The organism is Mesorhizobium sp. BR1-1-2 (genome assembly GCF_020165435.1).
Taxonomy (GTDB): domain Bacteria; phylum Pseudomonadota; class Alphaproteobacteria; order Rhizobiales; family Rhizobiaceae; genus Mesorhizobium.
This window is the reverse complement of record NZ_JAIUID010000001.1, coordinates 338,133-354,603: the sequence shown is the minus strand read 5'-3', so window position 1 is coordinate 354,603 and position 16,471 is coordinate 338,133. Positions and strand designations below refer to the sequence as shown.

General features: G+C 61.5%; 14 protein-coding genes. 8 read left to right on the top strand and 6 right to left on the bottom strand.

Features of this window, described 5'->3' with window-relative positions; translation table 11 throughout:
* Position 1 precedes the first annotated feature (1 nt).
* From LB551_RS01755 to LB551_RS01730, 6 genes are all read left to right on the top strand, one after another.
* Positions 2-1,903, top strand: coding sequence for an ABC transporter substrate-binding protein (locus tag LB551_RS01755; RefSeq protein WP_224657989.1), 1,902 nt, complete (start codon positions 2-4; stop codon positions 1,901-1,903).
* A 90-nt stretch (positions 1,904-1,993) separates the two neighbouring features.
* Entirely contained in the window at positions 1,994-3,001 is a 1,008-nt protein-coding gene (locus tag LB551_RS01750; protein ID WP_140552077.1) for an ABC transporter permease, read from the top strand.
* Positions 2,998-3,858: an ABC transporter permease gene (locus tag LB551_RS01745; protein ID WP_224657988.1), complete on the top strand. Its 861-nt coding sequence runs from the start codon at positions 2,998-3,000 to the stop codon at positions 3,856-3,858. Before LB551_RS01750 ends, LB551_RS01745 begins: the two co-directional genes overlap by 4 nt.
* Positions 3,858-4,925 (top strand): ABC transporter ATP-binding protein, encoded by a 1,068-nt coding sequence (locus tag LB551_RS01740; RefSeq protein WP_224657987.1) that lies wholly within the window; start codon positions 3,858-3,860, stop codon positions 4,923-4,925. The genes LB551_RS01745 and LB551_RS01740 overlap by 1 nt, the downstream gene beginning before the upstream one ends.
* Positions 4,922-5,824, top strand: a complete 903-nt coding sequence (locus LB551_RS01735; RefSeq protein ID WP_224657986.1) for an ABC transporter ATP-binding protein — start codon at positions 4,922-4,924, stop codon at positions 5,822-5,824. The genes LB551_RS01740 and LB551_RS01735 overlap by 4 nt, the downstream gene beginning before the upstream one ends.
* Before the next feature lie 43 nt (positions 5,825-5,867).
* Entirely contained in the window at positions 5,868-7,418 is a 1,551-nt protein-coding gene (locus LB551_RS01730) for an alpha-N-arabinofuranosidase (protein ID WP_224657985.1), read from the top strand.
* Positions 7,419-7,445: 27 nt separating this feature from the next.
* On the opposite strand, the gene LB551_RS01725 is transcribed toward LB551_RS01730, so the two are convergent.
* The 6 genes from LB551_RS01725 to LB551_RS01700 form a co-directional block, all read right to left on the bottom strand.
* Complete coding sequence (locus tag LB551_RS01725) at positions 7,446-8,375, bottom strand: ArsR/SmtB family transcription factor (protein ID WP_140552082.1); 930 nt, start codon at positions 8,373-8,375, stop codon at positions 7,446-7,448.
* A gap of 210 nt (positions 8,376-8,585) precedes the next feature.
* Positions 8,586-9,179 carry a DJ-1/PfpI family protein gene (locus tag LB551_RS01720; protein WP_224657984.1) on the bottom strand — a complete coding sequence of 198 codons (594 nt, stop codon included), beginning with the start codon at positions 9,177-9,179 and terminating at the stop codon, positions 8,586-8,588.
* A 66-nt stretch (positions 9,180-9,245) separates the two neighbouring features.
* Entirely contained in the window at positions 9,246-10,196 is a 951-nt protein-coding gene (locus LB551_RS01715; protein WP_224657983.1) for a substrate-binding domain-containing protein, read from the bottom strand.
* 57 nt (positions 10,197-10,253) lie between these two features.
* Entirely contained in the window at positions 10,254-11,225 is a 972-nt protein-coding gene (locus LB551_RS01710; RefSeq protein ID WP_224658185.1) for an ABC transporter permease, read from the bottom strand.
* 17 nt (positions 11,226-11,242) lie between these two features.
* Positions 11,243-12,820: a sugar ABC transporter ATP-binding protein gene (locus LB551_RS01705; RefSeq protein ID WP_224657982.1), complete on the bottom strand. Its 1,578-nt coding sequence runs from the start codon at positions 12,818-12,820 to the stop codon at positions 11,243-11,245.
* A 6-nt stretch (positions 12,821-12,826) separates the two neighbouring features.
* On the bottom strand, positions 12,827-13,525 hold the full coding sequence (locus tag LB551_RS01700; RefSeq protein WP_224657981.1) for a GntR family transcriptional regulator: 699 nt from the start codon (positions 13,523-13,525) through the stop codon (positions 12,827-12,829).
* Positions 13,526-13,734: 209 nt separating this feature from the next.
* On the opposite strand from LB551_RS01700, the gene LB551_RS01695 reads away from it, so the two are divergent.
* Complete coding sequence (locus LB551_RS01695; RefSeq protein ID WP_224657980.1) at positions 13,735-14,958, top strand: iron-containing alcohol dehydrogenase; 1,224 nt, start codon at positions 13,735-13,737, stop codon at positions 14,956-14,958.
* A 14-nt stretch (positions 14,959-14,972) separates the two neighbouring features.
* Positions 14,973-16,460 carry an NAD-dependent succinate-semialdehyde dehydrogenase gene (locus LB551_RS01690; RefSeq protein ID WP_140552087.1) on the top strand — a complete coding sequence of 496 codons (1,488 nt, stop codon included), beginning with the start codon at positions 14,973-14,975 and terminating at the stop codon, positions 16,458-16,460.
* Positions 16,461-16,471: the final 11 nt, after the last annotated feature.

Sequence of the window (16,471 nt, the reverse complement as noted above, 5' to 3'; positions counted from 1 at the left end):
CATGTTATCGAGGAGAACTTTCATTCTGCTCGCAGGGACGGCCCTCGCCAGCAGGAAAGCCTACGCGCAGGCGCAAATACCGACTTCGGACATTCCACGCGACCAGCTTCTGATACTCGAAAACCCGGAAGGCACGATCAAGAACGCAGGATGGTTCAACATCTGGGCCATCAATGCCGGCGGTCAGTCGACGGGCCTGCATCAGCAGGCGATGGACACGTTCTGGTATATCGATGCCGACCATGGGATCGACGGTGTCTGGGACAACTCCCTTGCTTCGGACAAGCCCCGGTACAATTCGGATTTCACTGAAATGACCGTGAAGCTGCGGTCCGGCATCTTCTGGAGCGACGGCGTCGAATTCACAGCCGACGACGTGATCTACACGGTGGAAACCCACATGAAGACCAACGGTCTACGGTGGAGCGCGCCCATCCAGATCAATGTCGCCTCAGTCGAGAAGAAAAGTCCGACCGAGATTCTCTTCAAACTGAAAAAGCCGAACTCACGCTTCCATGCGCTGTTTACGGTCCGCTGGAACGCGATGTGGATGATGCCGAAGCACGTCTTCGAAAAGGCCGGCGACGTGCTCAAATTCGACTTCAACCCACCAGTGTCGCTCGGCGCCTACAAGCTGAGGAACTACGACCAGGGGGGCAAATGGTTCATCTGGCAAAAGCGCGATGACTGGAAACGCACCAGCGTCGCCCGTTTCGGCGAACCCGGCCCGACATATCTGGCCTATATCGATCCGGGGCCACCGGAAAAGCGGGTGATCGAGCAGCGCAACCATCAGCTGGATGTCATCCACGACACTTCGCCGGAAGGCATGTTCACGCTGGCCAAGGAATCCCCTTCCTCGACCAGCTGGTTCAGGGGCTTCCCTTACGCTCATCCGGACCCGACATTGCCGGCCGTCATTTTCAATCACCAGATCGAGAAGTTCCAGAACAAGGACGTGCGCTGGGCGTTGGCCTTGCTGATCGACATCAAGGCCCTCGACATGGCCTCGTATCGTGGCGCGGCAACGATCTCGGCGATCGGCGTTCCACCGACGGGTCTTTATCCAAAATACTATTTCGAGCCCATGGAAGAATGGCTGACCAGCTTCGAGGTCGATACCGGCAAGCGAAAGATCAAGCCTTACGACCCGACAATGGGCCAGCAGATCGCGGAGATGCTGCGGCCCTCGATGGGAGACAAGGTACCATCGAAACCTGAAGACATCGCGACCGCCATCGGACGCGGCTGGTGGAAGCGCGACCAGCAGGCTGCCGCCGAGCTGCTGGAGAAGGCAGGCTTCACCAAAAAAGGCGACGAATGGTACCAACCCGACGGCAAGCGCTTCTCGGTCAAAGTCATGGTCGAGGGCGACCTTCGCCCGGTCATGACGCGGGCGGGCTCGCTGATCGTGCAGTTGTGGCGGCAGTTCGGCATCGACGCCCAGATCGACGTCGCGCAAGGCACTTTGATCGACCGTCGCGGCGTCGGCGACTTCGAAACCTTCATCGGGTGGAGCGTGGAGACCTGGGGCGGCCACCCCGATCTCTCCTTCTTCCTCGACAGCTGGCACTCGCAGTTCGTGGCAGAGCCCGGCAAGGTGCAGCCGCCGCGCAACTGGCAACGGTGGAAGGAGCCGCGTCTCGACAAGATCATCGAGGAGATCAGGACGATCGACTTCGATGCCCCCCGGGGCGTGGAGCTCGGTCTTGAATATCTGAAGCTCGCGACCGAAGAGATGCCCACGATACCTCTGATGTCCTACAATGTGTTCACCGTGATGGACACGACCTACTGGACCGGTTTCCCCAACGCAGAAAACGCGCCCTACACCGACCCGGTGCCGAACTGGGCCAATACCAAGTACATGATGGTGAAGCTCAAATCCACCAAGGCAGGCTAGCAGCGGACCCATCATCCTCAGGGCGGACGGAGGCGCACGCATGGTGCGCCCCCACCGCAGGGCAAGCCGCCAAACCGACCAGAGCGACCGATGCAAGCCTACGCCATCCATGTTCTCAAGCGTCTCGGGCAATTCATCCTGGTTGTCTACATCGGCATCACGATCACTTTCTTCATCACGCACCTGACCCCAGTCGACCCGGTCGAGCATGCGGTGGCGCAGGTTAGTTCGTTCGGCTTCTCCAGTCCTGAATCGATCGAACTCCTGCGCACCTCGCTGCGCGAAATGTACGGCGTGGGCGACGATCTCGGGCTGCAATATCTCAACTTCCTGAAACGGGTTGCGGTACTGGATTTCGGACCGTCCCTTTCGGCCTTTCCCACTCCTGTCGGCGTGCTGATCGGGCGCGCGCTGCCGTGGACGATCGGCCTGCTCGCGATCTCGACTCTGTTGAGCTGGTTTCTTGGCAACCTGCTGGGCGGCCTCGCCGGCTATTACCGGAAGAACCGGCTGCTCAAGGCGATCGGGGTGATCGCGATGGGAATGCATCCGGTACCCTATTACATCGTTGCCTTCGTCCTGCTCATTGTCTTCACCTTCCTCTTGCCGATCCTGCCCAGTGGCGGCGGATATGAGATGAATCTCACGCCCGGCTTCACGCCCCGCTTCATCGGCAGCGTCTTCATGCACTCAATTCTCCCAGCACTCTCACTGATCCTCGTCGGCATCGGCGGCTGGTTCATGGGCATGCGCGCACTCGTTTCCAACATCGTCACGGACGACTACGTCGTCTATGCGGAACTGGCGGGCGTACCGCGAGGCCGCATCCTCGCTTCCTACGTGATGCGCAACGCCTTCATGCCTCAGATCACTGGTTTGGCGATCTCTATCGGATCGATCTTCAACGGCGCCATCATCACTGAGCAGGTGTTCGGCTACCCCGGTATCGGGCGGCTGCTGGTCGATGCCGTTCACGCGGCCGACTACTCACTTGTCCTCGGCATCGCCTCGATTTCGATTATCTCGGTGTCGGCCGCCGTTTTCCTGATCGACATCATCTATCCGCTGATCGATCCGCGCGTGCAGGTGAAGGCATGATCCAGACCGTAAGGGATCTGTTCCGCTACAATGGCGAGTTCGCGATCGGCGCCATCATCATGCTGGCGGTGGTGGCGATGTCTCTCGCGTCTTTTTTCTCGCCCTACTCACCAATCGATTCCTACCTCGTCCCAATGGATGTGCCACCATCGGAACCCTATTGGTTCGGCACAAATTCGCGCGGCCAGGATGTCTTCTGGCAGCTCACTTTCGCCCTCCGCAACACGCTGGCCTTTGGCTTTGTGGTGGCTTTCATCAGCCGCGTGCTTTCTCTCATCGTCGGCCTCCTTTCGGGCTATCTCGGCGGCATGGTCGATCGCGTGCTCATGTCGATCAACGATACCTTTATCGTCATCCCGCTCTTTCCGCTTCTTGTCCTGCTCTACTTCGTCCTGCGTGACGAAATGACATGGATCATGCTTGCGCTGGTGATGTCTTGCCTCGGCTGGGCCTATGACGCCCGGCTGATACGCTCCGTGATGATCAGCCTGAAAACCCGCGAGTTCACCAATGCCGCCGTCTTCTCGGGCATGTCGACGCCGCGCATCGTCGCCGAAGAACATCTGCCCTATGTGCTGCCGATCGTATTCTCGACTTTCATGAACAACATGAACTGGTCCATCGGCCTCGAGGTCACGCTGGCGGTGCTCGGCTTCACCGACGTGGACACCCCTACCATCGGCAGCATGATCTTCTGGGCCAACCAGCATAGCGCCATGGTTTCGGGCACATGGTGGTGGTACCTGTTCCCGACCTTCTTCATCACCCTGACATTCATCGGCCTCTTCCTGCTGTCGATCTCGATGAACGAGTATATCGACCCACGCAGCCGGCTGAGCCGGATGGAGAACGGCTGATGTCGGACCGGGGTCTCGCGGTTGGCGACGCCAGGGACGCGGTGCTGCGGACCAAGAACCTGCGGGCCTACTACCAAATGAGCTATTTCGGTATCGACCGGGAAGTCCGCGCCGTCGATTCGATCACCATGCATGTCCGCCGCAACGAGATCTATGGACTGGCGGGCGAGTCCAGTTGCGGCAAGACGACGTTCATCAAGACCATCGCCGCCGCGATCCAGCCGCCTCTCAACGTTATCGGCGGCTCCATCCGCTACAGCTTTCTCGACCGCGACATCTATGCGCTGGCGCCCGAGCAACGCAACGCCATTCGCTGGCGGCATCTGTCCTACATCATGCAGGGCTCGATGAGCGTCCTCAATCCTGTTCGCCGGGTCCGGCGGACCTTCGAGGACTTTGCCTTCCGGCATATGGGCCTGCAAAAAGATGCATTCCTGGAGGCGGTGAAAACCCACCTTGCCCGCCTCCGCCTATCCCCCGATATCCTCCAGGCCTATCCGCATGAACTCTCCGGCGGCATGCGCCAGCGCGTCTGCATTGCGCTGGCGACGGTCTGTCGGCCCGATTTCATCATCGCCGACGAGCCCACCACCGCACTCGATGTCGTCGTCCAGAAGGACGTCCTCATCATGATCCGGGAAACGCAGCGTCAGTTCGGATCTTCGATGATCTTCGTGACGCACGATTTGACCGTGCATGCCAACATCGCCGATCGCCTTGGCATCATGTATGCCGGGCGCCTCGTCGAGGAGGGCCCGACGACCGCCGTCTTTGCCAACCCGCTGCACCCCTATACCGCACACTTGATGGCAAGCCTTCCCAGGATCGGCGACGCCACCGCGCGGCCGGCGCTGCCAGGAGCGCCTCCCAACCTGGCCGAGCCGCCGGCCGGATGCAGGTTTCATCCCCGTTGCCCCTTGGCGATGGACATATGCCGGCGCGAGGTTCCCGCCCTCACCAGGCTCGCGCCGGACCATCGCGTTGCCTGTTTTGCAGCCAGCACCGAGGTTCGCCCGGATGCGGCCGACACGGAGACTGCCGAAGAGATCGCAGAGGAAGGCGCATGACCGGGACCAGCCTTCTCGAGGTCAGCCATCTCACCAAGTCTTATGCTCGCGGTGGCATCCTTGGGCGGCAGAGCTTCGACGCCGTAGGCGACGTGAGTTTCACGCTGCCAGCCGGGCGACCAGAGGTATTCGCCATCATCGGCGAGTCGGGAAGCGGCAAGACAACCCTCGCCCGCATGATCCTGAACATGATTACGCCAACGGCCGGCAGCATACGATTCAAGGACGGGGATCTAACGGCGCTACGAAGACGGTCGGCGCGACTTGCCTTCATGAAGCAGGTCCAGCCCATCTTCCAGAATCCGTTCGAAGCGTTCAATCCGTTGAAGCGCGTGGATCGATATCTGCTGATATCGGCAAAGAACTTCATGGGGGCCAGGTCACGTGCCCGGCGTGAGGAGTCTGCCAACACCGCCCTAGAAAAAGTCGGCCTCTCCCTGGCGGAAATCCGCGGGCGCTTCCCGCACGAATTGTCCGGGGGACAACTTCAGCGCGTCGCGATCGCCCGCGCGCTCGTTTCCGAGCCCTCGCTGATCGTCGCAGACGAACCCGTGTCGATGGTCGATGCGTCGCTGCGCATGTCGATCGTCAACCTGTTCAGGACACTGCGCGACGATCTCGGCGTGTCGATCATCTACATCACGCACGATCTGGCCACCGCCTATCAAATCAGCGACCGGATCATCATCATGCGTAAGGGCGAGATTGTCGAGAGCGGCCCTGCGAAGGATATCCTCGACCATCCGCAGCACCCATATTCGCAGCTTCTCAAGAACTCCCTTCTGTCGCCGGATCCCTCGGGAGCGGGCGTGCTTACCGGTTCCGGCGTGGCCGCGCGGCAGGTGCGCGCCGGCGCCGGCAATCCCAAACCGGAGGCGGGGGCTGTCCGGATCGAGTGAATTTCGCACGCATTCATCCACCAGGAAACAGAGCGGTAGGACCATGCAAAAGGCACAAGTGCGCTTCGACAGAGACTTCATCATCGGCGAGACGGACAAACGTCTGTTCGGCGCTTTTGTCGAGCATCTCGGGCGATGCGTCTATGGCGGCATCTTCGAACCCGGCCATCCAACGGCGGACAAGGACGGCTTCCGCCGCGACGTCCTCGAGCTGGTGAAGGAACTGGCACCCACGATCATGCGCTATCCCGGCGGCAATTTTGTCTCGGGATACGATTGGGAAGATGGCGTCGGCCCTGTCGAAAAGCGCCCTCGCAGAATGGATCTCGCCTGGAAATCGATCGAGACCAACCAGTTCGGGACCAATGAATTCATCGACTGGTGCCAGCTTGCCGACATCGAACCGATGCTGGCCGTGAATCTCGGCACGCGCGGGCCGGACGAGGCAAGGCACTATCTCGAATACTGCAATCACCCCTCCGGCACCACGCTTTCCGACCTTCGCCGGTCGCACGGTTGGGACAAGCCGCATGACGTGAAATTCTGGTGCCTCGGCAACGAAATGGACGGTACCTGGCAAATGGGCGCCAAGACCGCCCAGGAATATGGGCGGATTGCAGCCGAAGCGGCGAAGATGATGAAGCTGACGGACCCGTCGATCGAACTTGCCGCCTGCGGTTCGTCGGGACGTAAGATGTCGACGTACGGGGAATGGGAAAGGATCGTGCTGGAACACACGCTCGATCATGTCGAGTACATCTCGCTCCACACCTATCTCAACAACTATGCCGACGACACGCCCTCCTTCCTCGCCAGCCCCGACCTGATGGACAGTTTCATCGAGGAAGTCGTCGCTATCGCCGATTCCGTGGCGGCACGGCGCAGGTCATCGAAGCGCATCATGCTGAGCTTCGACGAATGGAACGTCTGGTATCGGACGCGGCGCGGCGACGACAACCGCATTCAGACCGGATGGCCGGTCGCTCCGGCCATCCTCGAGGAGAAATACAACATGCAGGACGCACTGGCGTTCGGAGGCGCCTGCATCTCACTGCTTAATCATGCCGACAGGGTCAAGGCCGGATGCCTGGCCCAACTCGTCAACGCTATCGCCCCTATCATGACCGAAACGGGCGGACCAGCTTGGCGTCAGACGATCTTCTGGCCCTTTGCCGACTTCAGCAATCTGGGCCGCGGACGCGTGCTGCGCACATACGTGGATGTGCCGACCTATTCCGCTCGCTACTACGACCCGACGCGGACCGAAGAGCTTTACGACAAGATCGAAGCCGTGCCGTTTCTCAAGCTTTCCGTGGTTCACTCCGAGGCTGACCGCACGGTGACGCTGTTCATGCTTAACCGCAACCTTTCCGATGGCATCGACGTGAGCATCGAGGCAACCGGCTTCGGCACGTTGACGAAGCGCCTGGCCCATGAACTGCGACACAACGATCTCCTCGCCCTCAACACGAAGGAAAGGCCGGACGAGGTCAAACCGACTGAATTCAGTTCCATCGAAGCGACGAAAGATCGAATTAGCATCAAGCTTGAGCCGGCGTCCTGGACCGTCGTGCGGTTCGACACATCGAAATGACGGAACAGGTTGGAGGAGACACGAGCCTTACCGGGCAAGGTGAAGGCGCATGACGATGTCCTGGTCGTAATTGCCGAAGCCCCGGCCAAAGATGTTCACCCCGCCGGGATGTCGGGCATTGTCGTCGATACCGATCCTCATCCTTATGGAGTGATGCTCCGCAAGGCCGATATCGGCTACGGTCACGCCGGAGATCGAGATGCCGTCAATGAAGGAGCCGGATTTGTTGATACGCCAGGTCTTGAGCTTGCCGTATTGTGAGCCTTCGAGCTTCCACCAGTTCGGCGTATAGACGCCGCGCTTGTCACCGAAATCGCCGGGCGAAGTCCATGTGCCGATGCGGTGGTCGTTCACCCAGAGCGTGATGTCGGAGGGCCAATCGAGATTGGTCCCCGGCACCTCGGATGACAACTCCATCGAGAACTCCAAGGCCTCGACACGCGAGTTCACCAGCTTGGCGTTGTTGGGAAACTTGTATTCGACAAAACCACGCCCAAACCAGACAAGGGCAGCCTGGACGCGTCCTGGATCGAGGAAAAAGTCCGGTACATCGAGCAGACCGATCACTCCTTCGGTCGAACAAAGACCACACGGAGCGTTGACCTCGCAGCCCGTGAACAGTCCGAGGGGCATCGCAACCTCGATCTGATTGTCCTTGCGGCGCTCTTCTCCTGAATCGAAGCGGAGGATGATCTCGTCGTATTTGGGTGCGCAGATCTTCTGGTGACCTTTCTTGGCCTTGATCGGGTAGGTATCGACCAGGCCGGCCTCTTCCAGCATCTGAATATTCGTGGCGACGGTGGATTGAGGGAGTCCGAGCTCCTTGCTGATCTCGTTCACATTCAACTTTCCCGACTTGTGGAGAAGCTGGAGAATGCGCATGCGGACCGGGGATGCCAGTCCTTTGAGGACCGGGACACCGTTATCCGGCGTCACGTTCAGGAAACTGCGTCTCATGCAAACTGCTCATATGCGCTATATATCAGAAAGTCTGATCGCAAGCATACATGAGCGGGCGCTCAAAGCGCTATAGCGTGTTTTGGCCTGTCCGCGCATCTGGCGCGCCCGGCGACGACGGTCGATACAGTCGTCCGCATCGGCGAAGCACGCGGCATGACTGGTGGAGACCGACACGCCAGCGCGCCGGCCTCCGCCCTGGTTCGTGGCTCAGTTGTGGCGGATTTCCGTGCCGAGCACCTTCAGGCACTCACGGATGAAGGCGGCCAGCGCCGTCCATCCCTTGGCCGACACCATCGTGCCATCGACATAGGCTTCCGTCGGCGAGAGGTCGATATAGGTTCCGCCCGCGAGAGTGACTTCCGGCTCGCAAGCGCCCAGCGCACCGACCTTCTTGCCGCGCACGACACCGTCGACCGCGATCAGGATCTGCACGCCATGGCAGATCGTGAAGATCGGCTTCTTGGTCTCGTGAAAGTGTCGAACGATCGTCTGCACACGCTTGTCGGTGCGGATGTATTCCGGTCCGCGTCCGCCCGCGCAGTAGACCGCGTGGTACTGGTCGAGCTGCTTTTCCGCATCCGAGAACGTCTTGTTGATCAGCGCGTAGTGCCCCAGCTTTTCGGTGTAGGTCTGGTCGCCCTCGAAATCGTGCAGCGAGGTCTTGATCAGGTCGCCCGCATTCTTGCCGGGGCAGACGACATGGACCGTGTGACCGACGGCTTCCATCGCTTGCTGGTAAACGAAAATCTCGTATTCCTCGGTGAACTCACCGGTCAGCATCAGTATCTTCTTGCCTGGCATAGCTCTTCCTCTCTGTTGTTGGCAGGCAAGGCGCGTCACGCGCCTTGCCTCATTCGGATTGCGGCCTCAGAACGGGGAGTCCGGGAAATAGTATTCCTTGGCGTTGGCCTGGGTTATGAGCGGCGCGTCGAGTTTGACGGCACCGCGAACCGGAGCCTGGCCGATCAAGTTGGCCACGGTCATGTAGATCGCGGTCTTGATCATCGCCGGCGGATACGGCGTTTCGACCGGCGTCATCGCATCCCCGTCTATCACCTTCTTCACGATGTCCTTCATGCCGTTGCCGCCGAGCGCCAGCTTGATGTCGGTTCGGCCGGACTGCTTGACGGCCTCGAGCACACCGAGAAGCATGTCGTCGTCATTGGCCCAGACCGCATCGATGTGCGGGTGCTTGGCCAGGTAATCCTGCATGAGCTTGAAGGCCTCGTCGCTGTTCCAGTGGGCATACTGCATGTCGAGCACCTTCAGGCCGGTGCCCTTGATGGTGTCCTCGAAGCCCTTGATGCGCTCGTCGTCGATGACAGTGGGAATGCCGCGCAGCACGACGATGTCACCTTTGCCGCCCAGTTTGTCGATCATGAATTTTGCCGTATTGGTGCCAACCGCGATGTTGTCGCCGGCAAGATACAGGTCCTGGATGGAAGGATCGGTCAATCCCCTGTCGACGACGGTGATGAACGTGCCCATGTCCTTGATGGCCTTCACCGGCTGGGTCAATTCCTCCGAGGTGTAGGGCAGGATCACCAGCGCATCCAGCTTGCGGCTGGCCGACAGATCCTCCAGCGCGCTGACCTGGTCGGCCGCCGAGGGCGACGTCTTCACGACCACTTCCACATCCGGGAAGGCCGCGTTGATTTCCTTTGCGGCGGCCTGCGCGTGATAGACGATGCCGGCCGTCCAGCCATGATCCGCCGCCGGGATCGACACCGCGACCACCTTCTTGTCGGCTGCAAGCGCCTGGCCGGCCATCATCAGTGCGCCGGCTGCCGCGACGGCAACCCATTTTCTGCTAAACATAAATACCTCCCAGAGATATGGACCACACAACAGGCGCCCGTCCGGTCCGACGACGGGCTATTTCGAAAACCTTTGCACGAGCATGGCGATGATGATGATGACGCCCTGCACCGCGGCGACGAGGTATTCGGAAACGAAATCCGACAGCACCATCAGGTTGGCGATCAGCTCCAGGATCACCGCACCGGCGATGGTGCCCCAGATGCGGCCCTTGCCGCCGCGCAGCGCCGTTCCGCCAATGACGACGGCCGTTATCACCTGCAGCTCCCACAGCTGTCCGGTGGTCGGGGTCGCGGCTCCGAGACGAGGCACGTAACAGATGGCGGCGACCGCCACGCATGCACCCTGGATCACATATGCAATGGTGCGCGTCTTGACGACGGAGATGCCCGAATAGCGGGCGACATCCTCGTTGGCGCCCACCGCCGCGCATTTGCGGCCATATTTGGTCTTGTAAAGGACAAACGCGCCGACCACCGCAACGAGCGCCGAAAGCAGGATCGGCACCGGAATGCCCGCGACGGTGCCGAAATAGACCGGCCGGTACGCGTCCCGCAGCGAGCGATCGATCGGGATCGTGCCGCCATCGGTCATGTAGGTGATCAGTGCGCGGAAGATACCCATCGTGCCGAGCGTGGCAATGAACGGCTCGATCTTTCCGACCGTGACGATGAGACCGTTCGCGAGACCGCATAGAAGCCCCGCGACGACCGCTATCACCATGCCTGCAGGAATGGCCCAAAGGCCGAGGCTAGGGGCCATCATGTTCATGAACATGATCGTGACGCCGGCGATGAAGGCGACCATCGAGCCGACCGAAAGGTCGAGCCCGCCCGATGAGATCACGAATGTGGCGCCGACGGCTATGATGGCGACATAAGCGCTGCGCGTAATCACGTTGCCCAGATTTGTCGCGGAAAGAAAATCCGGATTGATGAGGAATCCCGCCACCAGCAGTGCGAACAGTGCAAGGAAAGGGCCGGCATCCGTCCACGAGAAATGGTGCTGCCTGCCACTTCGGGCAGACATGGAATGGGTAAGCGCCGTCACTGTCTTCCTCCTTGGGCCGCGCCATGGCCTTTGTCGCTGGTCGCCAGCAGCGCGATGTTGCTTTCGATCATCGTTTTGCCCGAGACCTCGCCGCTGATCCTGCCTTCGCGCATGACCAGGATGCGGTCGCAGATGCCGACAAGTTCCTGCATCTCCGAGGAGATGACGATGCAGGCTTTGCCTTGGCCCACGAGTTCCTGGATGAAGGCGTAGATCTGCGCCTTGTTGGCGATGTCGATCCCGCGCGTCGGCTCATCGATGATCACGACCGAAGGATTGGTCAGAAGCACCTTGGCCAGCAGAAGTTTCTGCTGGTTTCCGCCCGAAAGCTGTCCCGCCCTGGCGTTCGGGCTCTTCACCCGGATGTCGTAGCTGGAGACGGCCCGGGCGAGCGCGTCGGATTCGCGACCGCGCAGAACCAGCAGTCCCGGATGCAGAAGGCCAAGCGACGAGAGGGTCAGGTTCGGCGCCAGCCGCTCCTGCAAAAGCAGGCCCTTGCCCTTGCGATCTTCCGTCAGATAGCCGATGCCCGCCTCTATGGCCTCGCGCTGCGAGCGTATCTGTATCGGCGACCCGTTGAGCTCGATCGTCGCCGTCGCCGGCCTAAGCCCCACAATGCCTTCGAACAACTCGGTTCGCCCCGCCCCGATCATGCCGGCGAAGCCGAGAATCTCGCCTTTGTGAACGGTAAAGGACACGTCCCGTGCATAACCTGGAACAGTCGCGTTTCGGACGGTCAGCATGGGCCGGCTCGTCCGGACCTCGCGCTTGTGAGGGTAGAGCGCGGCGAGTTCGCGCCCGACCATAAGCCGCGCCATGTCGGCCTGACTCAATGCATGGCCGGGATAGGTGCCGATCATCTTGCCGTCACGCAGGACCGTGACCTTGTCCGCCAGCCGCTGCACCTCGTCGAGCCGATGGCTGATGTAGAGAACGGCGATACCGCGCGCCCTGAGCCCGAATATGATGGCGAGCAAACGCTCGACCTCATCGCCGGTGAGCACCGCCGTCGGCTCGTCGAAGATGACGACCCGGTGGTCGTCGAGCAACGCGCGGGCGATCTGCACGAGCTGGCGATCCGCCAGCGAGATGTCGCGGACGAGCGCGGTCGGCGACACCTCGCACCCGATCTCGGCCAGTTTCGCGGCCGCGATGCGGCGCATGGCGCCATCATCGACGATCCCGCGCCTGGAGAGCTCGCGGCCGAGAAAAAGATTGTCGGTCACCGTAAGCGCTTCGGCCAGGAGGATTTCCTGATGCACCAGCGCGATGCCGGCCGCCTGCGCCTGGTGCGGCGTCTTGAAACTCACACGGTCACCGGCCATGGACAGGCCGCCGGCTGTCGGTTCGATGTAACCGGAAAGCAAGCGCATGAACGTCGACTTGCCGGCGCCATTCTCGCCTATGACGGCATGGATTTCGCCAGGGAAAATATCCAGCGTGATGTCCGACAACACGGTCACCGGGCCGTATTGTTTGCAAAGGCCTTCCGCGCGCAGCACCGGGGACACAGGCGATGCGGGCTCCGGCGGCAAGGTGGTGACGCTTCCGTCGATGCGATTGGCAACGGACATCGCGGCCTACTCGAATGCAGGCAGGAGCCTGTCCCGCGAATTCTCTATGTGCACGCGCATCGCCTTTTCGGCGGCAACCGGATCGCCGGCGGCGAAAGCGGCGAGGATGGCTTCGTGCTCGTCAAGCGCCTCCTCGGTGACCCGCGAGTGATACATCAGCCGGAAGATGTGGAAGTGGGTGTGCTGGTGGTTCAGCGTCTCGCGGATGAGCTCGTTCTGCGCGAACTCCATGACCTTGTCGTGGAAGATGGCATCCTGGCGGGCGAAGTTCGAATAACGCAGGCGTTCGTCCTTGCCCACCCGCCTGGCCATCACGCCAGCCGCCTCCTGCAAAATCATCAGCCGCGTTTCATCCAGCGCAGCGGCTGCCTTTGCGGCGGCTGCGGGTTCAAGCAGCAGGCGCAGTTCATAGAGCTCGTCGAAACGGCGCCGTGTGATCTGGGGGGCGGCCCGGTACCCGATCAGATGGGTTTTCACCACCAGGCCCTCGCCTTCCAGCCGCCCAAGAGCTTCGCGGATGGGCGTATGCGAGACGTTGAACTCCTTGACCAGGTTGTCGACGGTGATCCGCGATCCCGGAGCTATCTTCAGCGACATCAGCTGCTGGAAGATCGCCTCGTAGACATCGCCCGACAGGCTGTTGGCGCGCTGGATGCGGCCCGTCAACCGGGCGTCGTTGTCGGCGGTAAGGTCTGGATTCTGCATGTTTTGCCTCTTGACAGGAGCGACCTCTAACACGATGCTTCGCGCAATTCAATCCTATATCCTATACGATTTTATAGAGGATATTTCGTGAGGCATGAAAACTCGACGACGGCTCTGGCCCGTGCCTTGCCCGAACCACGCCACGCACGCTGGGCAAGCGATGATCTCCGATCCCCCGCTCGCCAATCCATATTCGAAGGACACAGTTCATGACGCTATTTGCAGCAGCCCGGTTGCCGCGTGAGATTCTTTTCGGCAAAGGCCAGCGCCACGCGCTGCCTGATGTTGCCGCCAAATATGGCCGGCGCGCATTCATCTGCACGGATGAGCGTTTCGCCGGAACGCCAATGTTCGCGCAAATCAGCGCGGCACTGAGAGCAGGCTCGATCGAAACGCTCGTCTACGATCGCATCCTCCCGGATGTCCCCCGTGACAGCGTTGCCGTCTGCGCCGCCCATGCGAAGGACTTCAAGCCGGACATGGTGATCGGGATCGGTGGCGGCAGTTGCCTGGACATGGCCAAAAGCGCCGCGCTGCTGATCAGTCACGGCGGGCGGCTTCAGGACTACTACGGGGAATTCAAGGTGCCCGGCCCTACGCTCCCGGTAATCGCGGTGCCGACCACCGCCGGCACCGGCTCGGAAGTGACGCCGGTGGCGGTGATCTCCGATCCGGAACGGACGCTTAAGGTCGGCATTTCCAGTCCCCATCTCATTGCCGCGGTCGCGCTCTGCGATCCGGAACTCACCGCGACATGCCCGCCCTCTCTCACGGCGATTGCCGGAGCCGACGCGCTCACCCACGCAATCGAAGCCTTCACGTCCGCCAAACGCGGTACCGATCCGCAATTGCCGCAGCGGCATGTCTTTGTCGGCAAGAGCGCCCTGACCGATCATTTCGCGCTGCTGGCCATTCAGCTCCTGGGCCGCAGTCTCGAAAAAGCCTACCGGGACGGTTCGGATGAAGACGCACGCGCCGATGTCATGATGGGGGCGTTGGCGGCCGGCTGCGCTTTCGGCACGGCCGGAACGGCGGCTGCCCACGCCGTGCAATATCCCGTCGGTGCGCTTACCCACACGCCGCACGGATTGGGCGTGGCGACGATGCTTCCCTACGTGATGAGCTACAACCTGCCTGCCGCGACCGACGAAATCGCGGCGGTCGGCGCCGCTCTGGGGGTGACGGAGACAAGGAGCGCCGAGGCGACCGCGCGCGTCACCATCGATGAAGTGGCCCGGCTGTTCGGGGCGATCGGCATCACCCGCACGCTGGCCGATCTGGGTCTTCCACACGACAAGATCGACTGGACCGCCGAGCAGGCGCTCGGCATCGATCGGCTGATCAAGAACAACCCTCGTCCTTTCGACATCGCCGCGATGCGGCGGCTGGTGAGGGCCGCCTATGACGGCGACATGGCCGCAAGCTCAGTCTGACCAGAGGTGATGAGATGAACGTACCCCAAGGGCAACTCAACGAAGATCCGGACATGTTCGACTACACCACATTCTCGCACGGCCTCTACATCGACGGACACTGGCGACAGGCGTCCGACGGCCGCCTCATTGAGGTGATCGATCCCTCCACGGAAGCTGTGATTGCGGCTGTCCCGGACGCAACGATTGCCGATGCCGCCGCTGCCGTCGAGGCAGCCGCGAAGGCGGCTGCGGGCTGGCGCGCAACCGCGCCGCGCAAGCGTTCGGAAATCCTGCGGCGTTGTTTCGAATTGATGGTCGAGCGGTCCGACACGCTGGCGGCGCTGATCTCGCTGGAGAACGGCAAGGCGCTGCGCGACGCACGCGGCGAGGTCGCCTACGCGGCTGAATTCTTCCGCTGGAATGCCGAGGAAGCAGTCCGCATCAGCGGCGAGTTCGGCATGGCGCCGTCAGGCGCCAACCGGATCGTCGTCGATTATCATCCGATCGGCATCTGCGTGCTTATAACGCCCTGGAATTTCCCCGCCGCCATGGCCACACGCAAGATCGCGCCGGCGCTGGCCGCCGGCTGCACCGTCATTTTGAAGCCCGCCAGCGAGACGCCCCTGACCGCCTACGCGCTCGCCGCGCTCTACGAGGAGGCGGGCGTGCCTCCCGGCGTCGTCAACGTGCTCACCACCTCGAACCCCGGACCGGTGACCGCCGCCATGCTCGCCGACCCGCGCGTCCGCAAGCTATCCTTCACCGGTTCGACCGGCGTGGGTCGCGTTCTGCTGGCCGAAGCGGCCAAGCACGTCATCTCATGCTCGATGGAACTCGGCGGCAACGCCCCGTTCATCGTCTTCGATGACGCCGATCTGGACGCGGCCCTCGACGGCGCCATGGTCGCCAAGATGCGAAACGCCGGCGAGGCCTGCACGGCAGCCAACCGCATCTACGCACAGGCCGGCATCCATGACGCATTTGCCGAAGGTCTGCGCGAACGCATGGCCGCGCTCAAGCTCGGTTCAGGCACCGACCCGGACACCGAATGCGGTCCGATGATTACCAGGAAGGCCGTCGACAAGATCGATCGGTTGGTCAAGGACGCGGTCGCCCGCGGCGCCAGGATCCTGTGCGGCGGCGTGGTCGCCGACGACAAGGGCTATTTCTATCCGCCGACCGTCCTTCGGGACGTGCCCGCCAATGCCGAAATGGCCCAAGAGGAGATATTCGGTCCGGTGGCTCCGATCAGCCGCTTCGAGAACGAGGACGAAGTCATCGCGCGCGCCAACGACACGGAATACGGTCTTGCCGCCTATATCTATACGCGTGATCTGGCCAGGGGCATGCACGTGGCGTCGAAAATCGAAACGGGCATGGTCGCGCTCAATCGCGGCCTGATGTCGGATCCGGCGGCACCTTTCGGCGGCGTCAAGCAGAGCGGCCTTGGCCGCGAAGGCGGACAGAAGCACGGCATTGCCGAGTTCATGGAGGCGAAGTACATCGCCGTGACCATGTGAACGGGCAGCCA

Bases quoted from the DNA above. Each gene is read 5' to 3' on its own strand.
- LB551_RS01755 (WP_224657989.1), top strand. From the start codon at position 2: ATGTTATCGAGGAGAACTTTCATTCTGCTCGCAGGGACGGCCCTCGCC.
- LB551_RS01690 (WP_140552087.1), top strand. From the start codon at position 14,973: ATGAACGTACCCCAAGGGCAACTCAACGAAGATCCGGACATGTTCGAC.
- LB551_RS01710 (WP_224658185.1), bottom strand. From the start codon at position 11,225: ATGTCTGCCCGAAGTGGCAGGCAGCACCATTTCTCGTGGACGGATGCC.
- LB551_RS01750 (WP_140552077.1), top strand. From the start codon at position 1,994: ATGCAAGCCTACGCCATCCATGTTCTCAAGCGTCTCGGGCAATTCATC.
- LB551_RS01720 (WP_224657984.1), bottom strand. From the start codon at position 9,179: ATGCCAGGCAAGAAGATACTGATGCTGACCGGTGAGTTCACCGAGGAA.
- LB551_RS01735 (WP_224657986.1), top strand. From the start codon at position 4,922: ATGACCGGGACCAGCCTTCTCGAGGTCAGCCATCTCACCAAGTCTTAT.
- LB551_RS01700 (WP_224657981.1), bottom strand. From the start codon at position 13,525: ATGCAGAATCCAGACCTTACCGCCGACAACGACGCCCGGTTGACGGGC.
- LB551_RS01745 (WP_224657988.1), top strand. From the start codon at position 2,998: ATGATCCAGACCGTAAGGGATCTGTTCCGCTACAATGGCGAGTTCGCG.
- LB551_RS01705 (WP_224657982.1), bottom strand. From the start codon at position 12,820: ATGTCCGTTGCCAATCGCATCGACGGAAGCGTCACCACCTTGCCGCCG.
- LB551_RS01725 (WP_140552082.1), bottom strand. From the start codon at position 8,375: ATGAGACGCAGTTTCCTGAACGTGACGCCGGATAACGGTGTCCCGGTC.
- LB551_RS01715 (WP_224657983.1), bottom strand. From the start codon at position 10,196: ATGTTTAGCAGAAAATGGGTTGCCGTCGCGGCAGCCGGCGCACTGATG.
- LB551_RS01740 (WP_224657987.1), top strand. From the start codon at position 3,858: ATGTCGGACCGGGGTCTCGCGGTTGGCGACGCCAGGGACGCGGTGCTG.
- LB551_RS01695 (WP_224657980.1), top strand. From the start codon at position 13,735: ATGACGCTATTTGCAGCAGCCCGGTTGCCGCGTGAGATTCTTTTCGGC.
- LB551_RS01730 (WP_224657985.1), top strand. From the start codon at position 5,868: ATGCAAAAGGCACAAGTGCGCTTCGACAGAGACTTCATCATCGGCGAG.